Genomic DNA, 23,724 nt, shown 5'->3' with positions numbered 1-23,724 from the left:
TGCCGGTGGGGGAGCTGCTGCGCAGCCCATCGCGCCGCAAGGCCGCTCCTACAGGGGTCTGTGGAAGCGGGCTTTTGTCGCAAATGGGCCGCGAAGCGGCCACTCATGCTCGAGCGCTAGCGATCATTCTTCTGGTAAATGATCTTCTTGGTCCCGCCGTCGCACGTCCCGACCACCATATTCGGGTCCTGGACCTCACTGTTAGGCACGATCTCCAGGGTGTACGAAGCCACCCCTTGGGCCTGGATCTTGGCCTCGATCTCGGCTTTCAGTTCCTCGCACGGCTTGACCGCCGCCAGCGCAGACGTGGCGACCAGCGAAGCGAACACCGCGATTGCTACGCGAATCATGGAACGGCTCCTGAAAAGGCAGTATTGCTGCCGACGTTGGTTAGACTACAGCAAACTGCCATCGTTGCGCCGCTTCAGCCTACCAACGCCGCATCCAGGCTGATCTTGGCGTTGAGCACCTTCGACACCGGGCAGCCTGCTTTGGCCTTGTTGGCAATTTCCATGAACTGCGCCTCGCTGGCGCCTGGCACCTTGGCTCGCAACACAAGGTGTACAGCGGTAATGGCAAAACCATCAGGCTGCTTGTCGAGGGTGACTTCCGCCGCCGTGTCGATCCGGTCCGGGGTGAGCCCGGCCTCGCCGAGCATCATCGACAGCGCCATCGAGAAGCAGCCCGCATGCGCCGCACCGATCAGTTCCTCTGGGTTGGTACCCGGCGTGTCCTCGAAACGGGTGTTGAAGCCATAAGGGTTCTGCTTGAGGGCGCCGCTTTCGGTTGAAAGCAGGCCTTTGCCGTCCTTCAAACCACCTTGCCAGATCGCCGATGCTGTCTTCTTCATGATGCCTCCTTGTCACTCGGTTACGTGCCTATGGGTTCAGAGGTCAGATACGCCCGGCAAGTTCAGAGCAATTGCGCACCCCCATTGAATCCAACGATTACGCCCATACAGAGTCATAAAGGCCTCTGGCCAATCATTCTTGCGGAGGCCCCATGACGCAGCTACGTGACCTGAAGATTTCCACCCTCGACCTTGTGCCCGTTCGCGCCGACGCCGGCCCGGCGCAGTCGCTGCGCAACTCGCTGGACCTGGCGCAGCACGTCGAACGCTTCGGCTACAACCGCTTCTGGGTGGCCGAACACCACAACATGGACGGCATCGCCAGCTCGGCGACCTCGGTGCTTATCGGCTACCTCGCCGGGGGCACTTCGAGCATTCGCGTAGGCTCCGGCGGGGTCATGCTGCCCAACCATGCGCCGTTGGTGATCGCCGAGCAGTTCGGCACCCTCGCCAGCCTGTACCCGGGGCGCATCGACCTCGGCCTTGGCCGTGCGCCAGGCTCCGACCAGATGACTGCATACGCCTTGCGCCGAGACCGCGCAGGTGGCCCGGACGATTTCCCGGACGACGTCGAAGAGCTGTCACGCTACCTTGGCCCCCGAACCGATGATCAAAAAGTGATCGCTGTGCCTGGGCACGACACCGATGTGCCCATGTGGCTGCTGGGCTCCAGCCTGTTCAGCGCGCAACTGGCCGGTATGCGCGGCATGCCCTATGCCTTCGCCTCGCACTTCGCGCCGCGTTACATGCACGAGGCAATCCGCGTGTATCGCAACCACTTCAAACCGTCCACCACGCTGGACAAACCCTATGTGATGCTGGGCATTCCCATGGTGGTTGCCGAAACCGATGAACAGGCCGAATACCTGGCCACTTCGGTGTACCAGCGCATTCTGGCGCTGATTCGCGGGCAGAGCCTGATGCAGAAACCCCCGGTACCCAGCATGGACGGCTTATGGCTGCCCCATGAACGCGATGCGGTAGGCAGCTTCCTGGGGTTGGCGATGATCGGCAGCCCGCAGAAAGTGCGCGCCAAAGTGGAGGTGTTGCTGGAGCAAACCGGGGCGGACGAGCTGATGTTCACCTGTGACCTGTACGAGCATGCAGACCGTATCCGCGCTTATGAGCTGCTGGCGCAGGCTTTGAAGAGCGAGTGAACCCCTTCGCGAGTGCCCCCGCGAAGGGGCCACCGCGTCAGCCGCGGCGGTAGACGATTTCCTTGGTGCCGCCTTCGCAGCTGCCGATCACCTTGCCCGCCGGGTCGCCCTTTTTGACGATCTCCAGCTTGTAGCCAACAACCCCCTTGGCATCGAGCTTGGCGGCAATTTCCGCTTTCAGCTCCTCGCAGGGTTTGCCCGCCGCCATCGCGCCACCGGCCAGCGTCATCAGGCCCAGCGCCAGTATCAGTTTGTTCATCACTTGCATTCCTTGTGCAGATGAAACCAGAAAGGGGCGCCCATCAGGGCGCCCTGTTCCTAATACCCCATCAGTGCAACCTGTTCCAGCCTGGCTGTGTTTCAGCTATTGGCGATACGGAAGCCCACCTTCAACGTCACCTGGAAGTGCGCGACCTTGTTGTCGCGAATATGGCCACGGGTCTCGGCCACCTCGAACCACTCCATGTGCTTGATGCTCTGGCCGGCTTCGGCCAGGGCATTGTTGATCGCATCTTCGATACTGGTAGGCGAAGACCCCACCAGTTCGACCTTCTTGTAGGTGTGATGATCGGTCATGAGCGCTCTCCTTGGGTAACAGTGATATTCAGCCTGGCAGTGCGAGCCTGGTTTACCTGCGAGCTGTCATCAGGGGCGAAAGTTCGATCGCACTTTCGTGCAGCCCAAGGGTCGCAGTTCATAGAGTCCATACTGCAAAGGAGAGTCAACATGCCCCGCAATTCGCTGCGTAAAACATCCCTGGAAAGCATGGAAGCAGAGATCGAAAGCCTGCTGAAAAGCCTGGAAAGCCTGAAGCACGATGCCTCCGAAGAAACCCAGAAATCAGTCAAGGCCATGCGCAGCAACGCCGAGAGTGCCCTGCGCCATTCGCGCAGCCTGCTGAGCGATGCCTATGAGGAAGTCAAGGAGCGTACCCGCCAGACCGGCATCGCCACCCGCGACTATGCCCAGGAGCACCCGTACACCACTGCCGGTGTAGCCATCGGCGCCCTGGGCTTGCTGGCAGCTTACCTGCTGTGCAAGCGCAACTAAGCGCTCTGCCCTAGCAGTTCTGCCCGCAACCATTGCGCCAGTTGCTCGGCGCGCCCGTCAGCGGCGCGCCGAGGTACCCACAGCGCCAACGCCGCCGGGGTCGGTGAAAAGCCCCACGGCGCACTCAGGCGGCCCGCCCGCAGGTCATCGGCGACCAGGGGTTGCGGCGCGATCGCCACGCCCAGTCCCGCCACCGCAGCTTCCAACAGGTAATACAAGTGCTCGAAGGCCTGCCCGTAGTGCATGGCAGCCGGCTCCAGGCCCTGCTGCGCCGCCCAGGTCGGCCAAGCCTGTGGGCGCGAGGTGGTGTGCAACACGGCTTCTTCGAGCAAAGCTTTGGCTGGCGCCCCCTGCAAGCGCTGGTAACCGGCGAAGTGCGGGCTCAGCACCGGGCCGATTCGCTCCTCGGCCAACACATGCACCTGCATGTCTGCCGGCCACGGGGGCTCGGCATACACCAATAGCGCATCCAGCCCTGGCCGCCTTGGATCAAGGTCACCCTCACCGGCTGAAAGGTGCAGGCGCAGCTCTGGCAAGTCTGCCTGCAAACGCCCCAACCGCGGGATGAACCAGCGCGCCAGCAGGCTGCCTGAGCAACCCAGTACGAACGGGGCCTCGCGGGTGTCGCGGCTCAGTTCGGCACATGCGCTGCGCAAGCGGTCGAACGCCTCGCCACTGGCATCGCGCAGGCGCAGGCCGGCATCTGTGAGTTTGATGCCACGCCCCTCCTTGACGAACAACGCCACCCCCAGATGCTCCTCAAGCACCTTGATCTGCCGGCTCACGGCACCATGGGTAACGTGCAACGCCTCGGCCGCCTGGCTGACACTGTTAAGCCGGGCAGTGGCCTCGAAAGCACGCAGGGCATTGAGGGGAGGGAGGTCGTGAGCCATTACCTGTGAGTTTTCCTGACAAGTTTACGCAATCTTATCGGTTTTCAGCCGGGCCTGTCGTGGTTAGAGTAAAGCCCATCACTCATTGCCTACGCCCTGGAGCGCCCCATGACCCAGTCCCAATACCGCCCCGGCCCCGACGCCAATGGCCTGTTCGGCTCGTTCGGCGGCCGCTATGTGGCCGAAACCCTCATGCCACTGGTGCTGGACCTGGCCCGGGAATACGAAGCGGCCAAGGCAGACCCGCAATTCCTCGAAGAGCTGGCCTATTTCCAGCGCGACTACATCGGCCGCCCCAACCCGCTGTACTTCGCCGAGCGCCTGACCGAACACTGCGGCGGCGCCAAGATCTTCTTCAAGCGTGAAGAGCTCAACCACACCGGCGCGCACAAGGTGAACAACTGCATCGGCCAGGTGCTGCTGGCCAAGCGCATGGGCAAGAAACGCCTGATCGCCGAAACCGGCGCCGGCATGCACGGCGTGGCGACCGCTACCGTCGCTGCGCGCTTCGGCCTGCCCTGCGTGATCTACATGGGCGCCACCGATATCGAACGCCAGCAGGCCAACGTGTTCCGCATGAAGCTGCTGGGCGCCGAGATCGTTCCGGTTACCGCGGGCACCGGCACCCTCAAGGACGCCATGAACGAAGCGCTGCGCGACTGGGTGACCAACGTCGACGACACGTTCTACCTGATCGGCACCGTGGCGGGCCCGCACCCATACCCGGCAATGGTCCGCGACTTCCAGTCGATCATCGGCAAGGAAACCCGTGCCCAGTTGCAGGAAAAGGAAGGCCGCCTGCCGGACAGCCTGGTCGCCTGCGTGGGGGGTGGCTCCAACGCCATGGGCCTGTTCCATGAGTTCCTCGAAGAGCCAAGCGTCCAGATCATCGGCGTTGAAGCCGGCGGCCACGGTGTGCACACCGACAAGCATGCTGCCAGCCTGAACGGCGGTGTGCCCGGCGTACTGCACGGCAACCGCACCTATCTGTTGCAGGACGATGACGGCCAGATTACCGACGCTCACTCGATTTCGGCCGGCCTCGACTACCCGGGCATCGGCCCCGAGCATGCCTACCTGCATGAGGTGAAGCGCGTTGAATACGTCAGCATCACCGATGACGAAGCGCTGGATGCCTTCCACGCCACGTGCCGCCTGGAGGGCATCATCCCGGCCCTGGAAAGCGCTCACGCCCTGGCCGAGGCAATCAAGCGCGCCCCGCAGCTGCCCAAGGACCACCTGATGGTGATCTGCCTGTCGGGCCGCGGCGACAAAGACATGCAAACCGTCATGAGCCACATGGCCGCCCAGGAGAAACAGGCATGAGCCGTCTAGAACAACGCTTCGCCGAGTTGAAAGCCGAAGGCCGCTCGGCACTGGTCACCTTCGTTACCGCAGGCGACCCGGGCTATGACGCCTCGCTGCAGATCCTCAAGGGCCTGCCTGCTGCAGGCGCCGATGTGATCGAACTGGGCATGCCATTCACCGACCCGATGGCCGATGGCGTAGCCATCCAGCTCGCTACCCTGCGCGCGTTGGAAGCGGGCCAGAACCTGGCCAAGACCCTGCAGATGGTTCGGGAATTCCGTGTGGACAACCACACCACGCCGATCGTGCTGATGGGCTACTACAACCCGATCCACCGTTTTGGCGTGGAAGCGTTCGTGAATGAAGCCAAGCAGGCTGGCGTCGATGGCCTGATCATCGTCGACCTGCCGCCGGAGCACGATGCAGAACTGGCGACCCCGGCCCAGGCTGCAGGTATCGACTTCATTCGCCTGACCACCCCGACCACCGACGACGCGCGCCTGCCGCGTGTGCTGGCGCGCAGCTCCGGGTTCGTCTACTACGTGTCCGTGGCCGGTGTGACCGGGGCCGGCTCGGCGACCACCGAGCACGTGACCGAAGCCATTGCCCGCCTGCGTCGGCATACCGACCTGCCGATCAGCGTTGGCTTCGGCATTCGCACCCCAGAGCAGGCGGCGAACATCGCCCGGCTGGCCGATGGCGTGGTAGTGGGCTCGGCGCTGGTCGACAAGATTGCCCAGGCCAACACGGCCGAACAGGCGGTGAGCGATGTGTTGAGCCTGTGCTCGGCACTGGCGGAAGGGGTGCGCGGCGCCCGTCGCTGACCGGCGTCGCCTTCATCGCCGGCAAGCCAGATCCCACAGCTACAGCGCCACCCTCAGGCCCTGTGAAATCCTTGTGGGAGCTGGCTTGCCAGCGATGAGCACAACACGAGCACTGAAGGTTCAGCCCCCAAAAACCGACAGGTTCAACGGCCTCACTGCCCCCATCCAGATCGCATGGTCCCGATGGTCCGCCAGTTCATCACCGGTCAGCGGGTGCATGAACACCACCAAACCCTGGCGATGCAGTGCCAACCAAGGCAATACCACCCCCACCACTTCCGGACCGAAAGCCAGCTGGCAGCTCCAGTCCGGGTGCGGGCCCACCGGCTTCTGGTGCATGCGCCCCATGCTCACGGGAAACAGCCGCGCCGCTTCCTCACACAGCGCCCGAGCCTGCTCCAGGGTCGCTGCGTCATAGTAAATGTGGGCGTGGTAACCCTTGATCCTCTGCACGATACCTCCTGGGCCCAAAGCCCGCGTGACTCTGCGCCGAACTCACCCTTACCGGCTTCGCTCGTGCTCCAACCAACCTACGAACCGTTCGATCAACGCGCCCCGGCGTTTGCGCGGCGGCAACACCGCATAATAACCGCGTTCCGAGCGCAGGCTGCCCTCCAGTGGCCGGCAGAGCAAACCCTGCTCGACCAGCCCATCCACCAGGTGCCCCCAGCCAATTGCCACCCCTTGCCCGGCAATCGCGGCCTGTATCAGCAGTGTGTAGTTATCGAACCGCAGTTGCCCGGTTGGCGGTGGGCTGGCCACGCCAAACCCGCGAAAAACACCCGCCCAGTCAAACCAGCGGCTGGCCTGCTCACCTTTGAGGTGCAACAACGGCAAGCGCTGCAAAGCCACGGCTGACATGGGTTTGCCATGAATCAGGCGCGGGCTGCACACCGGGAAAACCTCTTCATCGAACAACCAGCGGCTTTCGCCCTGATGAAAGCGCCCATCACCAAACAGCACGGCCACATCGATGTCCGGGCGCAACATGCCCTGGCTGCGCTCACCGGTTACCAGGCTGACATCCACGTGTGGATAAGCCTCGTGAAAGCGCTGCAAGCGCGGCATCAGCCAGAACGCCGCGAACGCAAAGTCGGTGGCCACCTGCAGCACTTCACGCTGGCCGCGCCCACTGACCTGGGCAATACCTTCGTCCATGGCCTGCAACCCTTGGTGCACATGCTCGAACAACAGCTGGCCGGCCTCGGTGAGTTCGATCCCGCGGTACACCCGATCGAACAGGCGTGTGCCCAACTGCGCCTCCAGCCGTTTTACCTGCTGGCTTACCGCAGGCTGGGTGGTGCCCAGCGCCACAGCCGCCGCTGTGAAGCCACGCAAACGGGCCGCGGCCTCGAACACCCGCAACGTATCCAGCGACAGTTCGGCAAAGCGCTCAAACATAAGCTTGGCTAATCCCAGTCATTGCCCGCCATGGGCTTTACCCATGTTATCCACAGTCGCATCTTGATAGGCAAGCGGTTCGCATAACCTTCAACGATGGAAGCCAGCATGACACGCCCGAATATCCTGTTCATCATGGCCGACCAAATGGCCGCACCCCTGCTGCCCATTTATGGGCCTTCACCCATTCAGATGCCGCACCTCAGCCGCCTGGCCGAGCAGGCCGTGGTGTTCGATTCAGCCTACTGCAACAGCCCGCTGTGCGCGCCGTCGCGCTTCACCCTGGTCAGCGGCCAGCTCCCAAGCCGCATCGGTGCCTACGACAATGCTGCCGATTTCCCCGCCGACGTGCCGACCTACGCCCACTACCTGCGCCGCCTGGGCTACCGCACGGCGCTGTCGGGCAAGATGCATTTCTGCGGCCCGGACCAGCTGCATGGTTACGAGGAACGCCTGACCAGCGACATCTACCCGGCCGATTATGGCTGGGCAGTGAACTGGGATGAGCCGGATGTGCGCCCAAGCTGGTACCACAACATGTCCTCGGTACTGCAGGCAGGCCCCTGCGTGCGTACCAACCAGCTGGATTTCGACGAGGAGGTGGTGTTCAAGGCGCGCCAGTACCTCTACGACCACGTGCGCGAGAACGACGGCCGGCCGTTTTGCCTGACCGTGTCGATGACCCACCCACACGATCCATACACCATTCCCAAGCACTACTGGGACCGCTATGAGGGTGTGGATATCCCCATGCCTGGTACCGAATTCAGCCAGGCAGAACTGGACCCGCATTCGCAGCGCCTGCTCAAGGTCTATGACCTGTGGAACAAACCGCTGCCGGTGGACAAGATCCGCGATGCACGCCGGGCCTATTTCGGCGCCTGCAGCTACATCGACGACAACATCGGCAAGCTGTTGCAGACCTTGCAAGAGTGCGACCTGGCCGACGACACCCTGATCGTGTTCTCCGGCGATCACGGCGACATGCTCGGCGAGCGTGGCCTTTGGTACAAGATGCACTGGTTCGAAATGTCGGCGCGGGTGCCACTGCTGGTTCATGCACCGCAGCGCTTTGCCGCCAGCCGTGTCAGCGCCTCGGTATCGACCTGTGACCTGTTACCGACCCTGGTCGAATTGGCGGGCGGGGCTGTGGATAACACCCTGCATCTGGATGGCCGCTCACTGCTTGGCCACCTGCAAGGGCAGGGCGGCCACGATGAAGTGATCGGCGAATACATGGCCGAAGGCACTGTCGGGCCGCTGATGATGATCCGCCGCGGGCCTTACAAATTCGTGTACGGCGAAGACGACCCTTGCCTACTCTATGATCTTGGCCGCGACCCGCACGAGCGGGAGAACCTCGCCAGCAGCCCGGACCACCAGGCACTGCTGCAGGCGTTCGTCGAGGAAGCCCGACAGCGTTGGGACATGCCCAGGTTGCGCCAGCAGGTACTGGCCAGCCAGCGCCGTCGCCGCCTGGTGGCCGAAGCGCTGGCTACCGGCAAGCTGCACAGCTGGGACCATCAACCATGGGTAGATGCCAGCCAACAGTACATGCGTAACCACATTGATCTCGACGACCTCGAGCGCAAGGCACGTTACCCACAGCCCGCCCCCCTGGATTGAGAAGAGGCCGCCATGCACACGTTTTCCGCCGCCGTACTCACCCTGGCCTTGGGCCTGGGTATCACCCCGGCCCACGCCGCCGACGACGATGCACAATGCAGCACGGTAAAAATGGCCGACCCTGGCTGGAGCGACATAGCCACGACCAACGCCGTGGCCCGGCTGCTACTGGAAAGTCTGGGCTACCAGGTGAAGATCGACAGCCTGGCGGTGCCGATCATCTACGGCGGCCTGAAAGACGGCCGTGTGGATGCCTTCCTTGGCAACTGGATGCCGGCGCAACAGGGCTTTCATGACAAGTTCGTCGCCAATGGGGATGTGCAGCAGTTGTCGCGCAACCTGGAAGGCACCGAGTTCACCTTGGCCGTGCCGGACTACGTCTGGAATGCCGGGGTCAAGGATTTCGCCGACCTGCACAAGCACGCCGACCAGTTCGACAAGAAGCTGTACGGCATCGGTTCCGGCGCACCGGCCAACCTGTCGCTCAAACAAATCATCGACAACAATGAGTTCGACCTTGGCCAGTGGAAACTGGTCGAATCCAGCGAGCAGGCGATGCTGACGCAAGTCGACCGCGCCGTGAAGAAGCAGCAATTCATCACCTTCCTCGGCTGGACGCCACACCCGATGAATGTGAAGCTGAAGATGCACTACCTCACGGGCGGGGAAAAATGGTTCGGTAGCAAAGGCCAGGTGTACACCCTGACGCGCAAGGGTTATCCACAGGCCTGCCCGAATGCGGCGAAGCTGCTGGGCAACCTGAAGTTCACACTGGACATGGAAAACAGCATCATGGCCCAGGTTGTGGACAAGAAGATCAGCTTCGACGACGCGGCCAGGGCTTGGGTCAAGACGCACCCCGAGTTACTGGAAGGGTGGTTGGCCGGGGTCACCACCAAAGCCGATGGCGATGCCTTGGAGGCCGTCAAAGCCAAACTATGAACTCACCAGCAATACACCTAACCTGTGGGAGCGGGCATGCCCGCGAACACCGGCAAAGCCGGTGCCATCTATAGCGGTGGCGTCTTCGCGGGCATGCCCGCTCCCACAGGTCAGGTGCATTAAATCAAGGATTGTGGATAACCCATGCCTCGTATCATCCACCTGCTGCCATTCCTCGCCTGGCTCCCGCGCCAATCGGTCCGCAGCCTGCGCCAGGACCTGCTGGTGGGCCTGGGCGGTGCCATCCTCGCGCTGCCGCAGTCCATCGCCTATGCCCTGATCGCCGGCCTGCCTGCCGAATACGGCCTGTACGCCGCCATCGTGCCGGTATTGATCGCCTGCCTGTGGGGTTCGTCCTGGCACCTGATCTGCGGCCCGACCGCGGCCATCTCCATCGTGCTCTACGCCAGCATCAGCCCATTGGCCGTGGCTGGGAGTTCGGACTACATCACGCTGGTGCTGCTGCTCACCTTCCTCGGCGGGGTCTTTCAACTGCTGCTGGGGCTGCTGCGCTTCGGTGCGCTGGTCAATTTCGTCTCGCATTCCGTAGTGCTCGGCTTCACCCTTGGCGCCGCGGTCGTCATTGCCCTGGGGCAATTGCCCAACCTGCTGGGCATGGACCTGCCCAGCCAGGCCACGGCGCTGAAAACCGTACAGGACCTGGCCAACCATGCCGGCGAAATCAATGTGCCATCCTTGCTGTTGGGCCTGGCCACCGTGGTTATCGGTGTGGCGCTCAAACTCTGGCGCCCGCGCTGGCCCAGCCTGTTGATAAGCCTGATCGCGGTAAGCCTGCTGGCCTGGCTGCTGCCGGGCTGGTTTGGCCATGTGCCGAGGGTCGCGGCATTCACCGGCCAGCTTCCACCCTTGAGCCCGCTGCCCTTGCTGGACGTGGAGCTGATTCTGCGCCTGCTGCCCAGTGCCGTGGCGGTAGGTATGCTGGGGTTGGTCACCAGCCTGTCGATTGCCCGGTCGTTGTCGGCACGCTCGGAACAGCTGATCGACCCTGATCAGGAAATTCGAGCCCAGGGCGTGTCGAACATCGTAGGCGCGTTCTTCTCGGGTTACCTGTCTGCTGGCTCCTTCACCCGTTCGGGCCTGAGCTACGAAGCAGGTGCCCGCTCCCCCATGGCCGGGGTGTTTTCGGCGCTATGGGTGGCGCTGTTCGCCATCACCGGTGCTGGCTTGATCGCACAGTTGCCGATCCCCGCCATGGCCGGCAGCATACTGTTGATCTGCTGGGGACTGGTGGACCGCCAAGCCATCCGCGCGCTGTTCCGGGTCAGCCGTTCGGAGTTCCTGGTAATGGCGCTGACGGCGGGGGCAACCTTGCTGCTGGAGTTGCAGACGGCGATCTATGCCGGGGTGCTGGCGTCGCTGTTCTTCTACCTCAAGCGCACATCACGGCCACGGGTGCAGCAAAGCCGCGAAGGTGAAGCGGATGTGCTGCGGGTAGGTGGCTCGATCTTCTTTGGCGCGGCGCACTACCTGCAAGTACGTTTGCAGCTGTGCCAAGGTCCGCATGTGGTGATCGATGCGCGGCAGGTGAATTTCATCGACTACTCGGGTGTAGACATGTTGCACCGCGAGGCACGGCGCTTGCGGCGCCTGGGCGGGAGCCTGACCTTGCACCGGGCCAGGCCGCAGGTGATCGAGGAATTGCAGAAGCTGGAAGGGGCGCAGTTGTGCCCGATCCGGTTTGAGGAATGAGGTTGAGTTGAGATTTGGGGCTGCTTTGCAGCCCATCGCGACGCAAGGCCGCTCCCACAAGGGATGGGTGTACGCCGACCCAACGCGGCCCCGGCAATTTCAGCCCCGAGCCAATTGCCGGCGCAACTCAGCCAACACCGGAGCGGTATCCGGCCGTACCCCACGCCAGATAAAGAACGCCTCAGCGGCCTGCTCAGCCAGCATCCCCAACCCATCCAGCACTTTGGCCGCGCCCAGCTTCTGCGCCCACTGGCAAAACGGCGTAGGTTCCTTGCCATACATCATGTCGTAGCAAACCGTGCGCCCTGCCTCGACCAAACTGTCGGCAATCGGCGGCAATTCCCCGGCCAAACTGGCTGAAGTGGCGTTGATGATCACATCCACCGGCTCCTGCAACCAGGCAAACCCGCTGGCCACCACCGGCCCCAGTTCATCGAACTCCCGCGCCAGCTGCTCGGCCTTTTCCACGGTACGGTTGGCGATCACCAGCGATTGCGGCCTGTGCGCCAGGATCGGCTCCAGCACGCCACGCACTGCACCACCGGCACCGAGAATCAAAATGCGCTTGCCCGTCAGCTCGACTCCGGCATTCACCGTCAGGTCACGCACCAGGCCAGCGCCATCGGTGTTGTCACCTTGCAAAGTGCCGTCAGCCAGCTTGCTCAGTGTGTTCACCGCGCCAGCGCGCTGGGCACGCGGGGTCAGGCTGTCGCACAGGCGGTAGGCCTCTTCCTTGAACGGCACGGTGACATTGCCGCCGCTGCCTTGCTTGAAGAAGCCGCGTGCGCAGTCGCTGAACTCATCCAGCGGCGCCAGCAGGGTGGCGTATTCCAGGTCCTGGCCGGTCTGCTCGGCAAACAGGCGGTGAATCAGCGGCGACTTGCTGTGGCCGATGGGGTTACCAAAAACGACGTACTGGTCCATGGCGGCTCCTTGGTTATCCACAGGCTTACTGGCCAAGCCAGTCGCGGTCTTGCAGGAAGTAGTCGGTCAGGCGCGCTTCTTCGCTGCCCGGTGCCGGCTTCCAGTCATAGCCCCAGCGCACCTGTGGCGGCAGCGACATGAGAATGGACTCGGTGCGCCCGCCCGACTGCAGGCCGAACAGGGTGCCGCGGTCGTAGACCAGGTTGAACTCCACGTAGCGGCCGCGGCGGTATTCTTGGAACTCACGCTGCTGCGGGGTATAGGGGGTGTGCTTGCGGCGCTGGACGATCGGCAGGTAGGCGTCGACATAGGCATCGCCAATGGCACGGATGAAGGCGAAGCAGGTGTCGAAGCCCCACTCGTTCAGGTCGTCGAAGAACAGACCGCCGATGCCGCGTGGCTCGCCACGGTGCTTGAGGTGGAAGTAGCGGTCGCACCAGGCCTTGTAGCGCGGGTACACATCGGCACCGAAGGGTGCACATGCCTGCTCGGCCACGCGGTGCCAGTGAATGCAGTCTTCCTCGACGCCGTAGTATGGGGTCAGGTCGAAACCGCCACCAAACCACCACACCGCCTCTTCGCCTTCCTTCTCGGCAATGAAGAACCGCACATTGGCGTGCGAGGTGGGCACATGCGGGTTGTACGGGTGGATCACCAGCGACACGCCCAAGGCCTCGAAGCCCCGGCCCGCCAGCTCCGGGCGGTGGGCGCTGGCCGACGGCGGCAGGCCGGCGCCGAACACGTGGGAGAAGTTGACCCCGCCTTTCTCGATCAGCTTGCCCTCGCCGATCACCCGCGTACGCCCCCCGCCACCGGCTTCGCGCACCCAGGCATCCTCGACGAAGCGGGCACCGCCGTCTTCGTTTTCGAGGGCAGAGCAGATGCGGTCTTGCAGGTCGAGCAGGTAGGCTTTCACGGCCTCGGTGCGGCTAGTCATCGGGTCACCAGGAACGGGCAGGGAAGAATTCGCCGCGTAGCATAACACCGCCAGCGCGCGCGCCGCAGTTGACGGCGATCAAGCAAAGGCGTCCGATAGAAGGCCTTTCCCGATCCCGACTACAGGAGTGCGAGATGGCCAAGCGTATCCAGTTCAGCCAGCATGGCGGCCCCGAAGCGCTGCAGTTTGTGGAATTCGAACCCGCTCCGCCGGGGCCCCAGCAGGTGCGCGTGCGCAACCATGCGATCGGCCTGAACTTCATCGACACCTATTTCCGCAGCGGGCTGTATGCACCGCCATCACTGCCTTCGGGGCTGGGCACCGAAGCGGCCGGTGTGGTCGAGGCCGTGGGCGAAGGCGTGACCCGGCTGAAGGTGGGTGACCGCGTGGCCCATGCCGGCGGCCCGCTGGGCGCATACAGCGAGGTTCACACGCTGCCGGAGGCCAACCTGGTCAAGCTGCCCGACAACATCAGCTTCGAGCAGGCAGCGGCGGTGATGCTCAAGGGGTTGACCGTGCAGTACCTGCTGAAGCAAACCTACCAGGTGAAGGCGGGTGACGTGGTCCTGTTCCATGCGGCCGCCGGTGGCGTGGGTTCGCTGGCGTGCCAATGGGCGAAAGCGTTGGGTGCCAAGCTGATCGGCACTGTGAGTTCTGCCGAGAAGGCCGAGCGGGCCAAGGCGCTGGGCGCATGGGCGACCATCGACTACAGCCATGAAGACGTGGCCAAGCGGGTGCTGGAGCTGACCGACGGCAAGAAATGCCCGGTGGTGTACGACGGCGTTGGCGCCGATACCTGGCTCACCTCGCTGGACTGCCTGCAACCGCGCGGGCTGATGGTGAGCTTCGGTAATGCCTCGGGTGCGGTCAGCGGGGTGAACCTGGGAATTCTGGCGCAGAAGGGCTCGCTGTATGTGACCCGGCCGACCTTGGCGACCTATGCCAACAATGCCGAAAACACCCAGGCCATGGCCGATGACCTGTTTGCGATGATTGGCAGTGGCAAGCTGGTTGTGGATATCCAGCAGCGGTACCCGCTGAGCGAGGCGGCCAAAGCGCAAGCAGAGCTGTCGGCGCGGCGGACTGTAGGGTCGACAGTACTCATTCCCTGAGCCACACACGTTCCCTGTGGGAGCGGGCATGCCCGCGAAGAAGCCACCGCGGTGGATGGCACCGGCTTTGCCGGTGTTCGCGGGCGCGCCCGCTCCCACAGGTGCTGCGTCGGCTCTGAAAGCTGCGCTATGGCTGTGAGGGTCGGTTCGTCGGTGGCGGGGTCGACTCGATCCCATCGAGGATTGCCTCGACCACCCCCTCTGCCATTTCAATCGCATGCAGGTTCGACCAGAACATGCCACGGCCCTCTTCGCGCATGTAGTCCAGAGCTTTGTAGCCGGTTTCGTAGGCGCTGCGCAGGTACAGGGCTACATGGACCAGAGCGTCCTCGGCGGAAATGTTCGGGTTGACGGTGAAGAGCGGGTCATGGCCGGCGTCGCAGCGGCCGAACCTGCGGGTGGAGGTGCAGGGTAGGGGTGGATCGGGCACTATTTTTTTCATGGTTTGCTCCAGGCATGAGCTGGCGCCAAGCCGTTACCACACGGTTTAGGCGGCAGCTGTACGCGAGGTGGTAAACCGGGCTGGAGGCGCTCCCGGCAGGCACGAAGCCTCCCGCGCACAGCTGCCATAGCTGTGACCCCCAAGCACATCCGGGTTACCACACCCGATCGCCAAGTTATTCGGCGACGGTTGAAGCCTAAGGGCAGAGGTTCCCACTGAGAAGGTGATGGCAGAGGACGCGGGTCGTAGGATATTTCCCAAGCCGCGAGCTGGACAGCCATTTTGGCAACAATCAGAAAACCCTGATGCACCTGACCGGATGGTATCTGTGCTGCAAGGCGCTCGCCGGCAGAGATTCGTCGCCTATGAGATCGAGCGCCGCCCGCGCGGCGCATCGCGAGCTGCGCTCGCTCCTACGTTTGTATCGGGCCAATTATGCCTGTGGGATTTGCGCGCGAACCCCTTGGCGCATGTCTCAATATCGCGCCGTACAAACAAGGCGGTCGCGCGCGCCTCTCACAGACCTCACTGGCCCGAAACAAACGTAGGAGCGAGCGCAGCTCGCGATGCGCCGCGCGGGCGGCGCTCGATCTCATAGGCGAAAAAGCTTCAAGGCTGACACCCGTCAGCCCTCACACGATCACCCGCCAGCCGAAACAAATCAGAAAAATCTGCGGTTAGGCTTGTGGACAGATATCAACCCGGCCGAACAACCTCACCGGTAGCCAGGTTGCGAATCACACTCGGATTCTTCCGCCCCCCCAGCGCCCCACCCAGCACCAGGTCCAGCTGGCCATGGAAGTACTGCTCCACCCGCAACCGGGTCTTCGCCGCCGGGCGCCCGCCGGGGTTGCACGAGGTGGAAATCAACGGCCCCACCAGCGCGCACAGTTCGCGCACCACTGGGTGGTCACTGACCCGCAGCGCTACGGTGTCATGCTGCCCGGTCACCCACTCCGGCAACAGGTCCTGGTGCGGCACCAGCCAGGTATTGGGCCCCGGCCAGGTGCTGCCCATACGGTCGATCCAGTCCTCGGGGAAATCTTCGAACAAAAAGTCGAACTGACGGATATTGTCGGCGACCAGGATCAGGCCTTTATCCACAGGCCGCGACTTCAGCGCCAGCAGGCGGTACACCGCGTCCTCGTTCCAGGGGTCGCAGCCCAGGCCCCAGACCGCTTCCGTTGGGTAGGCGATTACTGCGCCCGCCCGGATCTCACGTGCGGCTTGTTGCACACGAAAACTGCTTACCATTGCTGTTACTCCGCCTATGAACTTGCCTGTGCGCAGTGTACTTAGCCCGCGCGGGCAAACCAACGCCCGGCTTCATTGCTGACCCGCCCCTCCAGTTCCAGCTCGGTCAATTGCGCAAGCACTTCGGCCAGCGGCAACTCGCTGCAATGGGCCAGGCTTTCGCTGGTCTGGGGCGCCGCGTGCAGCAAGGCCAGCAGTGGGTGGTCGAACTTGTCCACAACCGCAGGTGGCAGGTTCTGCCAGCCCTGCAGGCTTTCCATGATCTGCTCCACGGTTTCCACCAGCAGCGCGCCGTCGCGAATCAGCTGGTGGCAGCCCTTGGCCCCAGGGTGGTGGATGGAGCCCGGAATGGCATACACCTCGCGGCCTTGTTCTGCCGCCAGCCGCGCCGTGATCAGCGAACCACTGGCCAGGCTGGCCTCGACCACCAGCACGCCCAGCGACAAGCCACTGATGATGCGGTTACGCCGGGGGAAGTTGCTGGGCTGCGGCCCGGCATCCAGCGGGTACTCGGAAACCAGCGCGCCGCCGCTGTCGATAATCGCCTGGGCAAGCGCGGTGTGCCGCTGTGGATAAAGTTTTTGCAGCCCTGTGCCGAGCACCGCGATCGTACCCCCACCGGCCTGTATTGCGGCCCGATGAGCGGCGCCGTCGATACCTACTGCCAACCCGCTGGTAATCGTGAAACCGGCCTGTGCCAGGTAACGGGAAAACGCCGCGGCGGTATCGAGGGCTGGCGGTGAAGCGCGCCTGCTTCCCACAATTGCCAGCTGCGGGCGCTCGAGCAGGGCAGTGTCGCCGGCGACAAACAGCAATGGCGGAGCGTCATCGATTTCCCCCAGCAGCGGCGGGTAACCAGGGCCGTCAAACATCAGTAAATGCTGGCCCGGCTGCTCTAGCCAGGCCATCGCCGCCAGGGCCCCATCGCGCACTTCGGCACTGCGCCGCGCGTCGATTGCTGCCTGGGGAATGCCCAACGCGCGCCAGGCGCCGGCCGGTGCGCACAGGGCAGAAGATGCGCTGCCAAACGCTTCCAGCAACGTGCAAAAACGCCGCAGGCCGGTGTCCGGCAAGCGGTGCAGACGCAGCCGCGCCTCCAGTTCAGCCGGCGCAACAGGCGACGAATGGTGATTCGACATGGGGATCATCCTTGATCTGAAAAAGGGCCATCGGCGTGGCACAAGCTGTGGATAACTGTGTTGATAACGGTTTGACAACCTGTCTATCGAATAGCCGACAAGCAGGCCCTGAAAACCCTAGACGAGCTTTCACAGGTGCTGAAATCCACGTTTGCCTTTATTATGTGTGCTCAGTTTTCAACCAAACGCACAGTGACTGCCTGACCTTATGGCCATCTTGAACATTCTCGAATTCCCCGACCCGCGCCTGCGCACCATCGCCAAGCCGGTGACGGTGTTCGACGACGCCCTGCGTCAGCTGATCGACGACATGTTTGAAACCATGTACGAAGCTCCCGGCATCGGCCTGGCCGCGACCCAGGTCAACGTGCACCAGCAGGTCGTGGTGATGGACCTCAGCGAAGACCGCAGCGAACCGCGGGTCTTCATCAACCCTACGGTCGAAGAGCTGACCGACGACATGGGCCAGTATCAGGAAGGTTGCCTGTCGGTGCCGGGCTTCTACGAGAACGTCGACCGCCCGCTGCGGGTACGGGTAAAAGCCCAGGACCGCGACGGCAAGCCGTTCGAGCTGGAGTGCGAAGGCTTGCTGGCGGTCTGCGTGCAGCATGAATTCGATCACCTCAACGGCAAGCTGTTCGTCGACTATCTGTCGCAGCTCAAACGCGACCGGATCAAGAAGAAACTGGAAAAGCAGCACCGCCAGCAAGCCTGATCCCCACCTTCCAGAAGGCTTGCTCCGGCAAGCCTTTTTCTTTTTTGAAGCGAGAACTCCATGCGCATCGTCTTTGCAGGCACCCCAGAGTTTGCTGCCGAACACCTCAAGGCCCTGCTCGACAGCCCTTACGAGATCGTGGCCGTCTACACCCAGCCTGACCGCCCTGCCGGCCGTGGCCAGAAGCTGATGCCCAGTGCGGTCAAGGCGCTGGCCGTGGCCCATGGCATCCCGGTACTGCAGCCGCAAACCCTTCGCAACGCCGAGGCGCAAGCTGAACTTGCCGCACTGCAGCCAGACTTGATGGTCGTGGTTGCCTACGGCCTGATTCTGCCGCAGGCGGTGCTGGATATCCCCCGCCTGGGCTGCATCAACAGCCACGCCTCCTTGCTGCCGCGCTGGCGCGGTGCAGCGCCGATCCAGCGTGCCGTGGAAGCCGGCGATACCGAAAGCGGTGTCACCGTGATGCGCATGGAAGCCGGCCTGGATACCGGCCCGATGCTGCTCAAGGTAGCCACCCCGATCAGCGCCGAGGACACCGGCGGTAGCCTGCATGACCGCCTTGCGCAAATGGGCCCGCCCGCCGTCGTGCAGGCCATCGCCGGCCTGGCCGACGGGTCGCTGCAAGGCGAGGTGCAAAACGATGCCCTGGCCACTTATGCACACAAGCTGAACAAGGACGAAGCGCGCCTCGACTGGCGCCGCCCGGCCGTCGAACTGGAGCGCCTGATCCGTGCCTTCAACCCCTGGCCGGTGTGCCACAGCACCCTCGATGGCGAGAGCGTGAAGGTGTTGGCAGCCAACGCGGCAGCAGGCAAAGGTGAGCCGGGCGAGATCCTGTCCGCCAGTAAAGATGGCCTGGTGGTTGCCTGTGGTGACCAGGCACTGAGCCTGACCCGCCTGCAACTGCCCGGTGGCAAGGCGCTGAGCTTCAGCGACCTGTTCAACAGCCGCCGCGAGAAGTTCGCCGCCGGCAAGGTACTTGGCCAATGAACCCACGCCTCGCCGCCGCCCGTGCCCTTGCCGCAGTACTCAGCGGCAAGGCTTCATTGAACAGCTCGCTGCCGGCGCAACTGGACAAGGTCGATGAGCGCGACCGCGGCCTGACCCAGGACCTGGCGTTCGGCACTGCACGCTGGCAGCCCCGGCTCCACCTGCTGGCCGCCCAGCTGCTGCAGAAGCCGTTCAAAGCCGCAGACGCCGATGTGCAGGCGCTGCTGCTGGTCGGCCTGTACCAGCTGTTCTACACCCGTATTCCGGCCCACGCCGCAATTGGCGAGACCGTGGGTTGTGCCGACAAACTGAAGAAACCCTGGGCCAAGGGCCTGCTCAATGCCGTGCTGCGCCGCGCCCAGCGCGAAGGCGAAGCGCTGCTGGCCGGCATGGAGCGCGACCCCGTGGTACGCACCGCCCACCCGCGCTGGCTGCAAAAGGCGCTGAAGGCCTTCTGGCCAGAGCAGTGGGAGGCCATTTGCGCCGCCAACAATGCGCACCCGCCGATGATCTTGCGGGTCAACCGCCGTCATCACAGCCGTGACGCCTACCTGGGCCTGCTGGCCGACGCGGGCGTTGCCGCCAGCGCCTGCCCCTACAGCCGCGATGGCATCGTGCTGGCCGAAGCCTGCGACGTACGTGGCCTGCCAGGCTTCGCCGAGGGCTGGGTGAGTGTGCAGGACGAAGCCGCGCAGCTGTCCGCTGACTTGCTGGAGCTGGCCGCCGGCCAACGCGTGCTCGACGCCTGTTGCGCGCCCGGCGGCAAAACCTGCCACCTGCTGGAAGCCGAACCTGGCCTGGCCCACCTGACAGCCATCGACCTTGAGGGCAAGCGCCTGACCCGCGTGCGCGAGAACCTCGACCGCCTGCAGCTCGATGCCGAGCTGATCGCCTGCGACGCCCGCGACACTGCCAGCTGGTGGGACGGCAAACCGTTCCAGCGCATCCTGCTGGACGCCCCCTGCTCGGCCACTGGCGTGATCCGCCGCCACCCGGACATCAAGCTGACCCGCCAGGCCGACGACATTCCGGCCCTGGCCGCGCTGCAAGGTGAACTGCTCGATGCCCTGTGGCCCACACTGGAAGTAGGCGGCATGCTGCTGTATGCCACGTGCTCCAGCCTGCCGACCGAGAACACGCAAGTGATCGAGGCCTTCCTCGCCCGCACCCCCGGCGCGCGGGAGCTGGACCTGGCCACCGAGGCCGGCCTGCGCCAGCCGCACGGCCGCCAGTTGCTGGCCCAGGAAGGCGGCCACGACGGGTTCTACTATGCCAAGCTGATCAAGATCGCCGCCTCGCGCGGGTAAGCACAAAGGGTAGGGAGTAGCGGATGAAAATCATCATCCTCGGCGCAGGGCAAGTGGGCGGGACGCTGGCAGAGCACCTGGCCAGCGAGGCCAACGACATTACCGTGGTCGATACCGACGGCGACCGCCTGCGCGACCTGGGCGACCGCCTGGACATCCGCACCGTGCAAGGCCGCGGCTCGCTGCCGACGGTGCTGCGCCAGGCCGGTGCCGACGACGCCGACATGCTGGTGGCGGTAACCAACAGCGACGAAACCAATATGGTTGCCTGCCAGGTGGCCTATTCGCTGTTCCACACCCCGACCAAGATTGCCCGGGTACGCGAGTCGGCCTACCTGACCCGTGAAGAGCTGTTCGACAATGACCACATCCCGGTCGACGTGCTGATCAGCCCCGAGCAGGTGGTGACCAACTACATCAGGCGCCTGATCGAACACCCAGGGTCGCTGCAGGTGATCGACTTCGCCGAAGGCAAGGCGCAGCTGGTGGCCGTGAAGGCTTACTACGGCGGGCCGCTGGTGGGCCAGCAGCTGCGCCAGATCCGCGCGCACATGCCTAACGTGGATACCCGTGTGGCCGCCATTTTCCGCCGCGACCGGCCAATCACCCCGCGTGGCGACACGGTGATCGAAGCCGATGACGAGGTGTTCTTCATTGCCGCGAAAAAAGACATCCGGGCAGTGATGGGCGAGTTGCGTCGCATCGACCAGACCAACAAGCGCATCGTCATTGCCGGTGGTGGCCAAATTGGCGAGCGCCTGGCCGAAGCCATCGAAAGCCGCTATCAGGTGAAGATCATCGAGATGAGCCCGGCCCGCTGCCGGCACCTGTCCGATACGCTAGACAGCACCGTGGTGTTGCAGGGCAGCGCCTCGGACAGGGACCTGATGCTGGAAGAAAACATCGCCGACGCCGATATCTTCCTGGCCCTGACCAACGATGACGAAGCCAACATCATGTCGTCGCTGCTGGCCAAGCGCCTGGGTGCAGGCAAGGTGATGACCATCATCAACAACCCAGCCTACGTCGACCTGGTGCAGGGGGGTGAGATCGACATTGCCATCAGCCCGCAGTTGGCGACCATCGGCACCCTGCTGGCCCACGTGCGCCGGGGCGACATTGTCAGCGTGCACTCGCTGCGCCGTGGCGCAGCCGAAGCGATCGAGGCGGTGGCCCATGGCGATGCCAAGTCGAGCAAGGTCGTTGGCAAGGCGATAGCGGACATCAACCTGCCGCCGGGTACCACGATCGGCGCGATCATCCGTGCCGAAGAGGTCATGATTGCCCACGACAACACCCTGATCGAATCGGGTGACCATGTGATCCTGTTCGTTGTGGATAAAAAGCACATTCGCGATGTGGAGAAGCTGTTCCACGTCGGCTTGAGTTTCTTCTAGGAGCAAAGGGCATGCGCGAGTCGCTGGAGAAGATGCTGGCCAAGGGTGTGGATAACCCGTTGCTGCGTTTCGGGCTGGGCAAGGCCTGGCTGGATGAAGGTAACGGTGCAGAAGCTGCGGTGCACCTGGCGCGCTGTGTAGAGCAGGACCCGAAGTACTCGGCAGCCTGGAAGCTGCTGGGCAAGGCCTGTCAGTTGCAGGGTGACCTGGCGGCGGCGCGCAAGGCCTGGGAGGATGGGATCGTGGCGGCACAGGCCCACGGGGACAAGCAGGCCGAGAAAGAGATGACCGTTTTTCTCAAGAAGCTGAACAAGGCTTGAGATAGCCGGGGCTGCTTTGCAGCCCATCGCAGGCCAGCCAGCTCCCACAGGGGTCGCCTTAGGGCTGACAGGTGTTTGCCACAAGGTATGCAGCGCCTGTTAGAGCGAGCGCCGCCCGCGCGGCGCAATCGCGAGCTGCGCTCGCTCCTACGTTTGTTTCGGGCCAATTATTCCTGTGGGATTCGCGCGCGAACGCCTTGGTGCATGCCTCAATATCGCGCCGTACAAACAAGGCGGCCGCGCGCGCCTGTCACAGGCGTTACTGGCCCGAAACAAACGTAGGAGCGAGCGCAGCTCGCGATTGCGCCGCGCGGGCGGCGCTCGATCTCACAGGCGCTGAAGATGCTCCGGCTACCCTTGCCAGGAACCATAGAATCTCCCACAGGGACCGCAGCAGGGCTGACAGCTGTTTGCCGCAAGATGTGCAGCGCCTGTGAGCCCTGATGCGATCCCTGTGGGAGCTGGCGTGCCAGCGAATGGGGCGCAGAGCGCCCCCAGAGATCTCAATACCAGCGCGGCTCGCCAGCCGGGCGCTTCTTGAAGCGCTTCATGCTCCACATGTACTGGCTCGGGTACTCGCGCACATAACGCTCGACCACCTTGCTCATCGCCGCCGCCGACTCATTCACGTCGGTGCTGTACATTGCTTGCGGCGCAGCTTCGAGAAACACCTTGAAACCCGAGCCATCCGGCAGGCGCAAGGCATGCAGGAACACCCCCACCGCCTTGCCGCCCGCCAGCATGTTCGGCACGAACTTGCTGGTCAGTGCCTGGGTACCGAGAAATGGCACGAACACGCCTGCCGATTCGGCTGGCTCCGGGTCAGCGGGGATGCCCACCTGGCCGCCCCGGCGCACCTCCTTGATCACGCTGAGAATGCCTTCCTTGGTCGAAGGCGCAACGCGGTTGCCCATCTGTACGCGCTGCTCACGCAGCAGGTCATCCACAGCCTTGAGCTTGGGCGGGCGGTAGAAAATGATCGGCTTGCACTGGTTGCAATAGAAGTGGTTGAGCACCTCCCAGTTACCCAGGTGGCTGGTGATGCCCACAACACCCTTGCCAGACGCCAGGGCTTGCTCCAGCACTTCCAGGCCGTGCACTTCCTTGACCAGTTCCAGCGAGCGCTGTGGCGGCCAGATCCAGGCGCAGGCGCTTTCCACAAACGACTTGCCAATGTCCCGCAAGGCTTGGCCAACCAGTTGCTCGCGGGCAACCGGGTCCATCTCGGGGAAACACTTGGCCAGGTTGATGCGCACCACGTTGCGTGAACCGTTGGGGATCTTCCACATCAGCCAGCCGATGCCGGCGCCCACGCGCTGTACAGCGCCCCAGGGCAGCTTGGCAAACAGGCGCAGCACCCCGACCATCAGGGCGCCCTTGAACTTTTCCACAGGCGAATTCCTTATTTCAGCAAGGTGCGCAT

Annotated in this window: 26 protein-coding genes; 13 read left to right on the top strand and 13 right to left on the bottom strand. The window is 63.6% G+C overall.

All coding sequences use genetic code 11. The features are described 5' to 3' along the window. Window positions 1–116 precede the first annotated feature (116 nt). Window positions 117–350, bottom strand: a complete 234-nt coding sequence (locus FPB55_RS00220) for a DUF1161 domain-containing protein (RefSeq protein ID WP_009682184.1) — start codon at window positions 348–350, stop codon at window positions 117–119. 74 nt (window positions 351–424) lie between these two features. After that, window positions 425–850: an OsmC family protein gene (locus FPB55_RS00215; protein WP_009682183.1), complete on the bottom strand. Its 426-nt coding sequence runs from the start codon at window positions 848–850 to the stop codon at window positions 425–427. A 152-nt stretch (window positions 851–1,002) separates the two neighbouring features. Between FPB55_RS00215 and FPB55_RS00210 the strand changes: the two genes are divergently transcribed. Then, entirely contained in the window at window positions 1,003–2,007 is a 1,005-nt protein-coding gene (locus tag FPB55_RS00210; protein ID WP_144187319.1) for an LLM class flavin-dependent oxidoreductase, read from the top strand. Between the two features lie 37 nt (window positions 2,008–2,044). Here FPB55_RS00210 and FPB55_RS00205 read toward each other — a convergent pair whose 3' ends face one another. Together FPB55_RS00205 and FPB55_RS00200 are read right to left on the bottom strand one after the other, a co-directional pair. After that, window positions 2,045–2,266, bottom strand: coding sequence for a DUF1161 domain-containing protein (locus FPB55_RS00205; protein ID WP_029887970.1), 222 nt, complete (start codon window positions 2,264–2,266; stop codon window positions 2,045–2,047). Window positions 2,267–2,367: 101 nt separating this feature from the next. Next, window positions 2,368–2,583, bottom strand: coding sequence for a dodecin (locus FPB55_RS00200; RefSeq protein ID WP_009682180.1), 216 nt, complete (start codon window positions 2,581–2,583; stop codon window positions 2,368–2,370). Between the two features lie 150 nt (window positions 2,584–2,733). Here FPB55_RS00200 and FPB55_RS00195 point away from each other — a divergent pair, with 150 nt between their 5' ends. Further along, window positions 2,734–3,057 carry a DUF883 family protein gene (locus FPB55_RS00195; RefSeq protein WP_009682179.1) on the top strand — a complete coding sequence of 108 codons (324 nt, stop codon included), beginning with the start codon at window positions 2,734–2,736 and terminating at the stop codon, window positions 3,055–3,057. Here FPB55_RS00195 and FPB55_RS00190 read toward each other — a convergent pair. After that, window positions 3,054–3,950 carry a LysR family transcriptional regulator gene (locus tag FPB55_RS00190; RefSeq protein WP_029887972.1) on the bottom strand — a complete coding sequence of 299 codons (897 nt, stop codon included), beginning with the start codon at window positions 3,948–3,950 and terminating at the stop codon, window positions 3,054–3,056. The two genes, FPB55_RS00195 and FPB55_RS00190, sit on opposite strands and share 4 nt — an antisense overlap. 108 nt (window positions 3,951–4,058) lie before the next feature. Here FPB55_RS00190 and trpB point away from each other — a divergent pair, with 108 nt between their 5' ends. Both trpB and trpA read left to right on the top strand, forming a co-directional pair. After that, on the top strand, window positions 4,059–5,276 hold the full coding sequence (gene trpB / locus FPB55_RS00185; protein ID WP_029887973.1) for a tryptophan synthase subunit beta: 1,218 nt from the start codon (window positions 4,059–4,061) through the stop codon (window positions 5,274–5,276). Next, window positions 5,273–6,082 (top strand): tryptophan synthase subunit alpha, encoded by an 810-nt coding sequence (gene trpA / locus FPB55_RS00180; RefSeq protein WP_009682176.1) that lies wholly within the window; start codon window positions 5,273–5,275, stop codon window positions 6,080–6,082. Before trpB ends, trpA begins: the two co-directional genes overlap by 4 nt. A gap of 120 nt (window positions 6,083–6,202) precedes the next feature. On the opposite strand, the gene FPB55_RS00175 is transcribed toward trpA, so the two are convergent. Continuing rightward, entirely contained in the window at window positions 6,203–6,535 is a 333-nt protein-coding gene (locus FPB55_RS00175; RefSeq protein WP_009682330.1) for a DOPA 4,5-dioxygenase family protein, read from the bottom strand. Between the two features lie 48 nt (window positions 6,536–6,583). Further along, window positions 6,584–7,483, bottom strand: a complete 900-nt coding sequence (locus tag FPB55_RS00170; protein ID WP_144187318.1) for a LysR family transcriptional regulator — start codon at window positions 7,481–7,483, stop codon at window positions 6,584–6,586. Between the two features lie 108 nt (window positions 7,484–7,591). On the opposite strand from FPB55_RS00170, the gene betC reads away from it, so the two are divergent. The 3 genes from betC (at window position 7,592) to FPB55_RS00155 (ending at window position 11,761) form a co-directional block, all read left to right on the top strand. Further along, window positions 7,592–9,109, top strand: a complete 1,518-nt coding sequence (gene betC, locus FPB55_RS00165) for a choline-sulfatase (RefSeq protein WP_144187317.1) — start codon at window positions 7,592–7,594, stop codon at window positions 9,107–9,109. 12 nt (window positions 9,110–9,121) lie between these two features. Continuing rightward, window positions 9,122–10,051: a choline ABC transporter substrate-binding protein gene (gene choX / locus FPB55_RS00160; protein ID WP_115293194.1), complete on the top strand. Its 930-nt coding sequence runs from the start codon at window positions 9,122–9,124 to the stop codon at window positions 10,049–10,051. Window positions 10,052–10,195: 144 nt separating this feature from the next. Further along, window positions 10,196–11,761: a SulP family inorganic anion transporter gene (locus FPB55_RS00155; RefSeq protein ID WP_144187316.1), complete on the top strand. Its 1,566-nt coding sequence runs from the start codon at window positions 10,196–10,198 to the stop codon at window positions 11,759–11,761. Window positions 11,762–11,860: 99 nt separating this feature from the next. Here the strand turns inward: FPB55_RS00155 and aroE are convergent, their stop codons facing one another. Then, window positions 11,861–12,685 carry a shikimate dehydrogenase gene (gene aroE, locus FPB55_RS00150; RefSeq protein ID WP_009682335.1) on the bottom strand — a complete coding sequence of 275 codons (825 nt, stop codon included), beginning with the start codon at window positions 12,683–12,685 and terminating at the stop codon, window positions 11,861–11,863. A 25-nt stretch (window positions 12,686–12,710) separates the two neighbouring features. Next, window positions 12,711–13,622, bottom strand: a complete 912-nt coding sequence (gene hemF, locus FPB55_RS00145; protein WP_009682336.1) for an oxygen-dependent coproporphyrinogen oxidase — start codon at window positions 13,620–13,622, stop codon at window positions 12,711–12,713. 134 nt (window positions 13,623–13,756) lie between these two features. Between hemF and FPB55_RS00140 the strand changes: the two genes are divergently transcribed. Further along, on the top strand, window positions 13,757–14,734 hold the full coding sequence (locus tag FPB55_RS00140) for an NADPH:quinone reductase (RefSeq protein ID WP_144187315.1): 978 nt from the start codon (window positions 13,757–13,759) through the stop codon (window positions 14,732–14,734). A 127-nt stretch (window positions 14,735–14,861) separates the two neighbouring features. Here FPB55_RS00140 and FPB55_RS00130 read toward each other — a convergent pair whose 3' ends face one another. The 3 genes from FPB55_RS00130 to dprA form a co-directional block, all read right to left on the bottom strand. Beyond that, window positions 14,862–15,176, bottom strand: a complete 315-nt coding sequence (locus FPB55_RS00130) for a hypothetical protein (protein WP_144187314.1) — start codon at window positions 15,174–15,176, stop codon at window positions 14,862–14,864. A gap of 696 nt (window positions 15,177–15,872) precedes the next feature. Then, on the bottom strand, window positions 15,873–16,430 hold the full coding sequence (locus tag FPB55_RS00125) for an L-threonylcarbamoyladenylate synthase (RefSeq protein ID WP_015268440.1): 558 nt from the start codon (window positions 16,428–16,430) through the stop codon (window positions 15,873–15,875). A gap of 41 nt (window positions 16,431–16,471) precedes the next feature. Further along, entirely contained in the window at window positions 16,472–17,569 is a 1,098-nt protein-coding gene (gene dprA, locus FPB55_RS00120; protein ID WP_047150050.1) for a DNA-processing protein DprA, read from the bottom strand. Window positions 17,570–17,777: 208 nt separating this feature from the next. Between dprA and def the strand changes: the two genes are divergently transcribed. Genes def through FPB55_RS00095 form a run of 5 tightly spaced genes read left to right on the top strand, consistent with a single transcriptional unit; the run spans window position 17,778 to window position 22,301 of the window. Next, window positions 17,778–18,284 (top strand): peptide deformylase, encoded by a 507-nt coding sequence (gene def / locus FPB55_RS00115; RefSeq protein ID WP_009682343.1) that lies wholly within the window; start codon window positions 17,778–17,780, stop codon window positions 18,282–18,284. A gap of 60 nt (window positions 18,285–18,344) precedes the next feature. Then, a complete protein-coding gene (gene fmt, locus FPB55_RS00110; protein WP_144187313.1) occupies window positions 18,345–19,277 on the top strand; it encodes a methionyl-tRNA formyltransferase in 933 nt (310 codons plus the stop codon). Continuing rightward, window positions 19,274–20,584, top strand: coding sequence for a 16S rRNA (cytosine(967)-C(5))-methyltransferase RsmB (rsmB, locus tag FPB55_RS00105; protein ID WP_125855490.1), 1,311 nt, complete (start codon window positions 19,274–19,276; stop codon window positions 20,582–20,584). The genes fmt and rsmB overlap by 4 nt, the downstream gene beginning before the upstream one ends. 23 nt (window positions 20,585–20,607) lie before the next feature. Further along, complete coding sequence (gene trkA / locus FPB55_RS00100; RefSeq protein WP_009682347.1) at window positions 20,608–21,981, top strand: Trk system potassium transporter TrkA; 1,374 nt, start codon at window positions 20,608–20,610, stop codon at window positions 21,979–21,981. Window positions 21,982–21,992: 11 nt separating this feature from the next. Further along, window positions 21,993–22,301 (top strand): tetratricopeptide repeat protein, encoded by a 309-nt coding sequence (locus tag FPB55_RS00095; RefSeq protein ID WP_009682348.1) that lies wholly within the window; start codon window positions 21,993–21,995, stop codon window positions 22,299–22,301. Between the two features lie 503 nt (window positions 22,302–22,804). Here FPB55_RS00095 and FPB55_RS00090 read toward each other — a convergent pair. Continuing rightward, a complete protein-coding gene (locus FPB55_RS00090) occupies window positions 22,805–23,692 on the bottom strand; it encodes a lysophospholipid acyltransferase (RefSeq protein ID WP_009684691.1) in 888 nt (295 codons plus the stop codon). Window positions 23,693–23,724: the final 32 nt, after the last annotated feature.

Source organism: Pseudomonas sp. BJP69, from assembly GCF_007633355.1.
Classification (GTDB): domain Bacteria; phylum Pseudomonadota; class Gammaproteobacteria; order Pseudomonadales; family Pseudomonadaceae; genus Aquipseudomonas; species Aquipseudomonas juntendi.
This window is presented reverse-complemented; position numbering and strand designations above follow the sequence as displayed.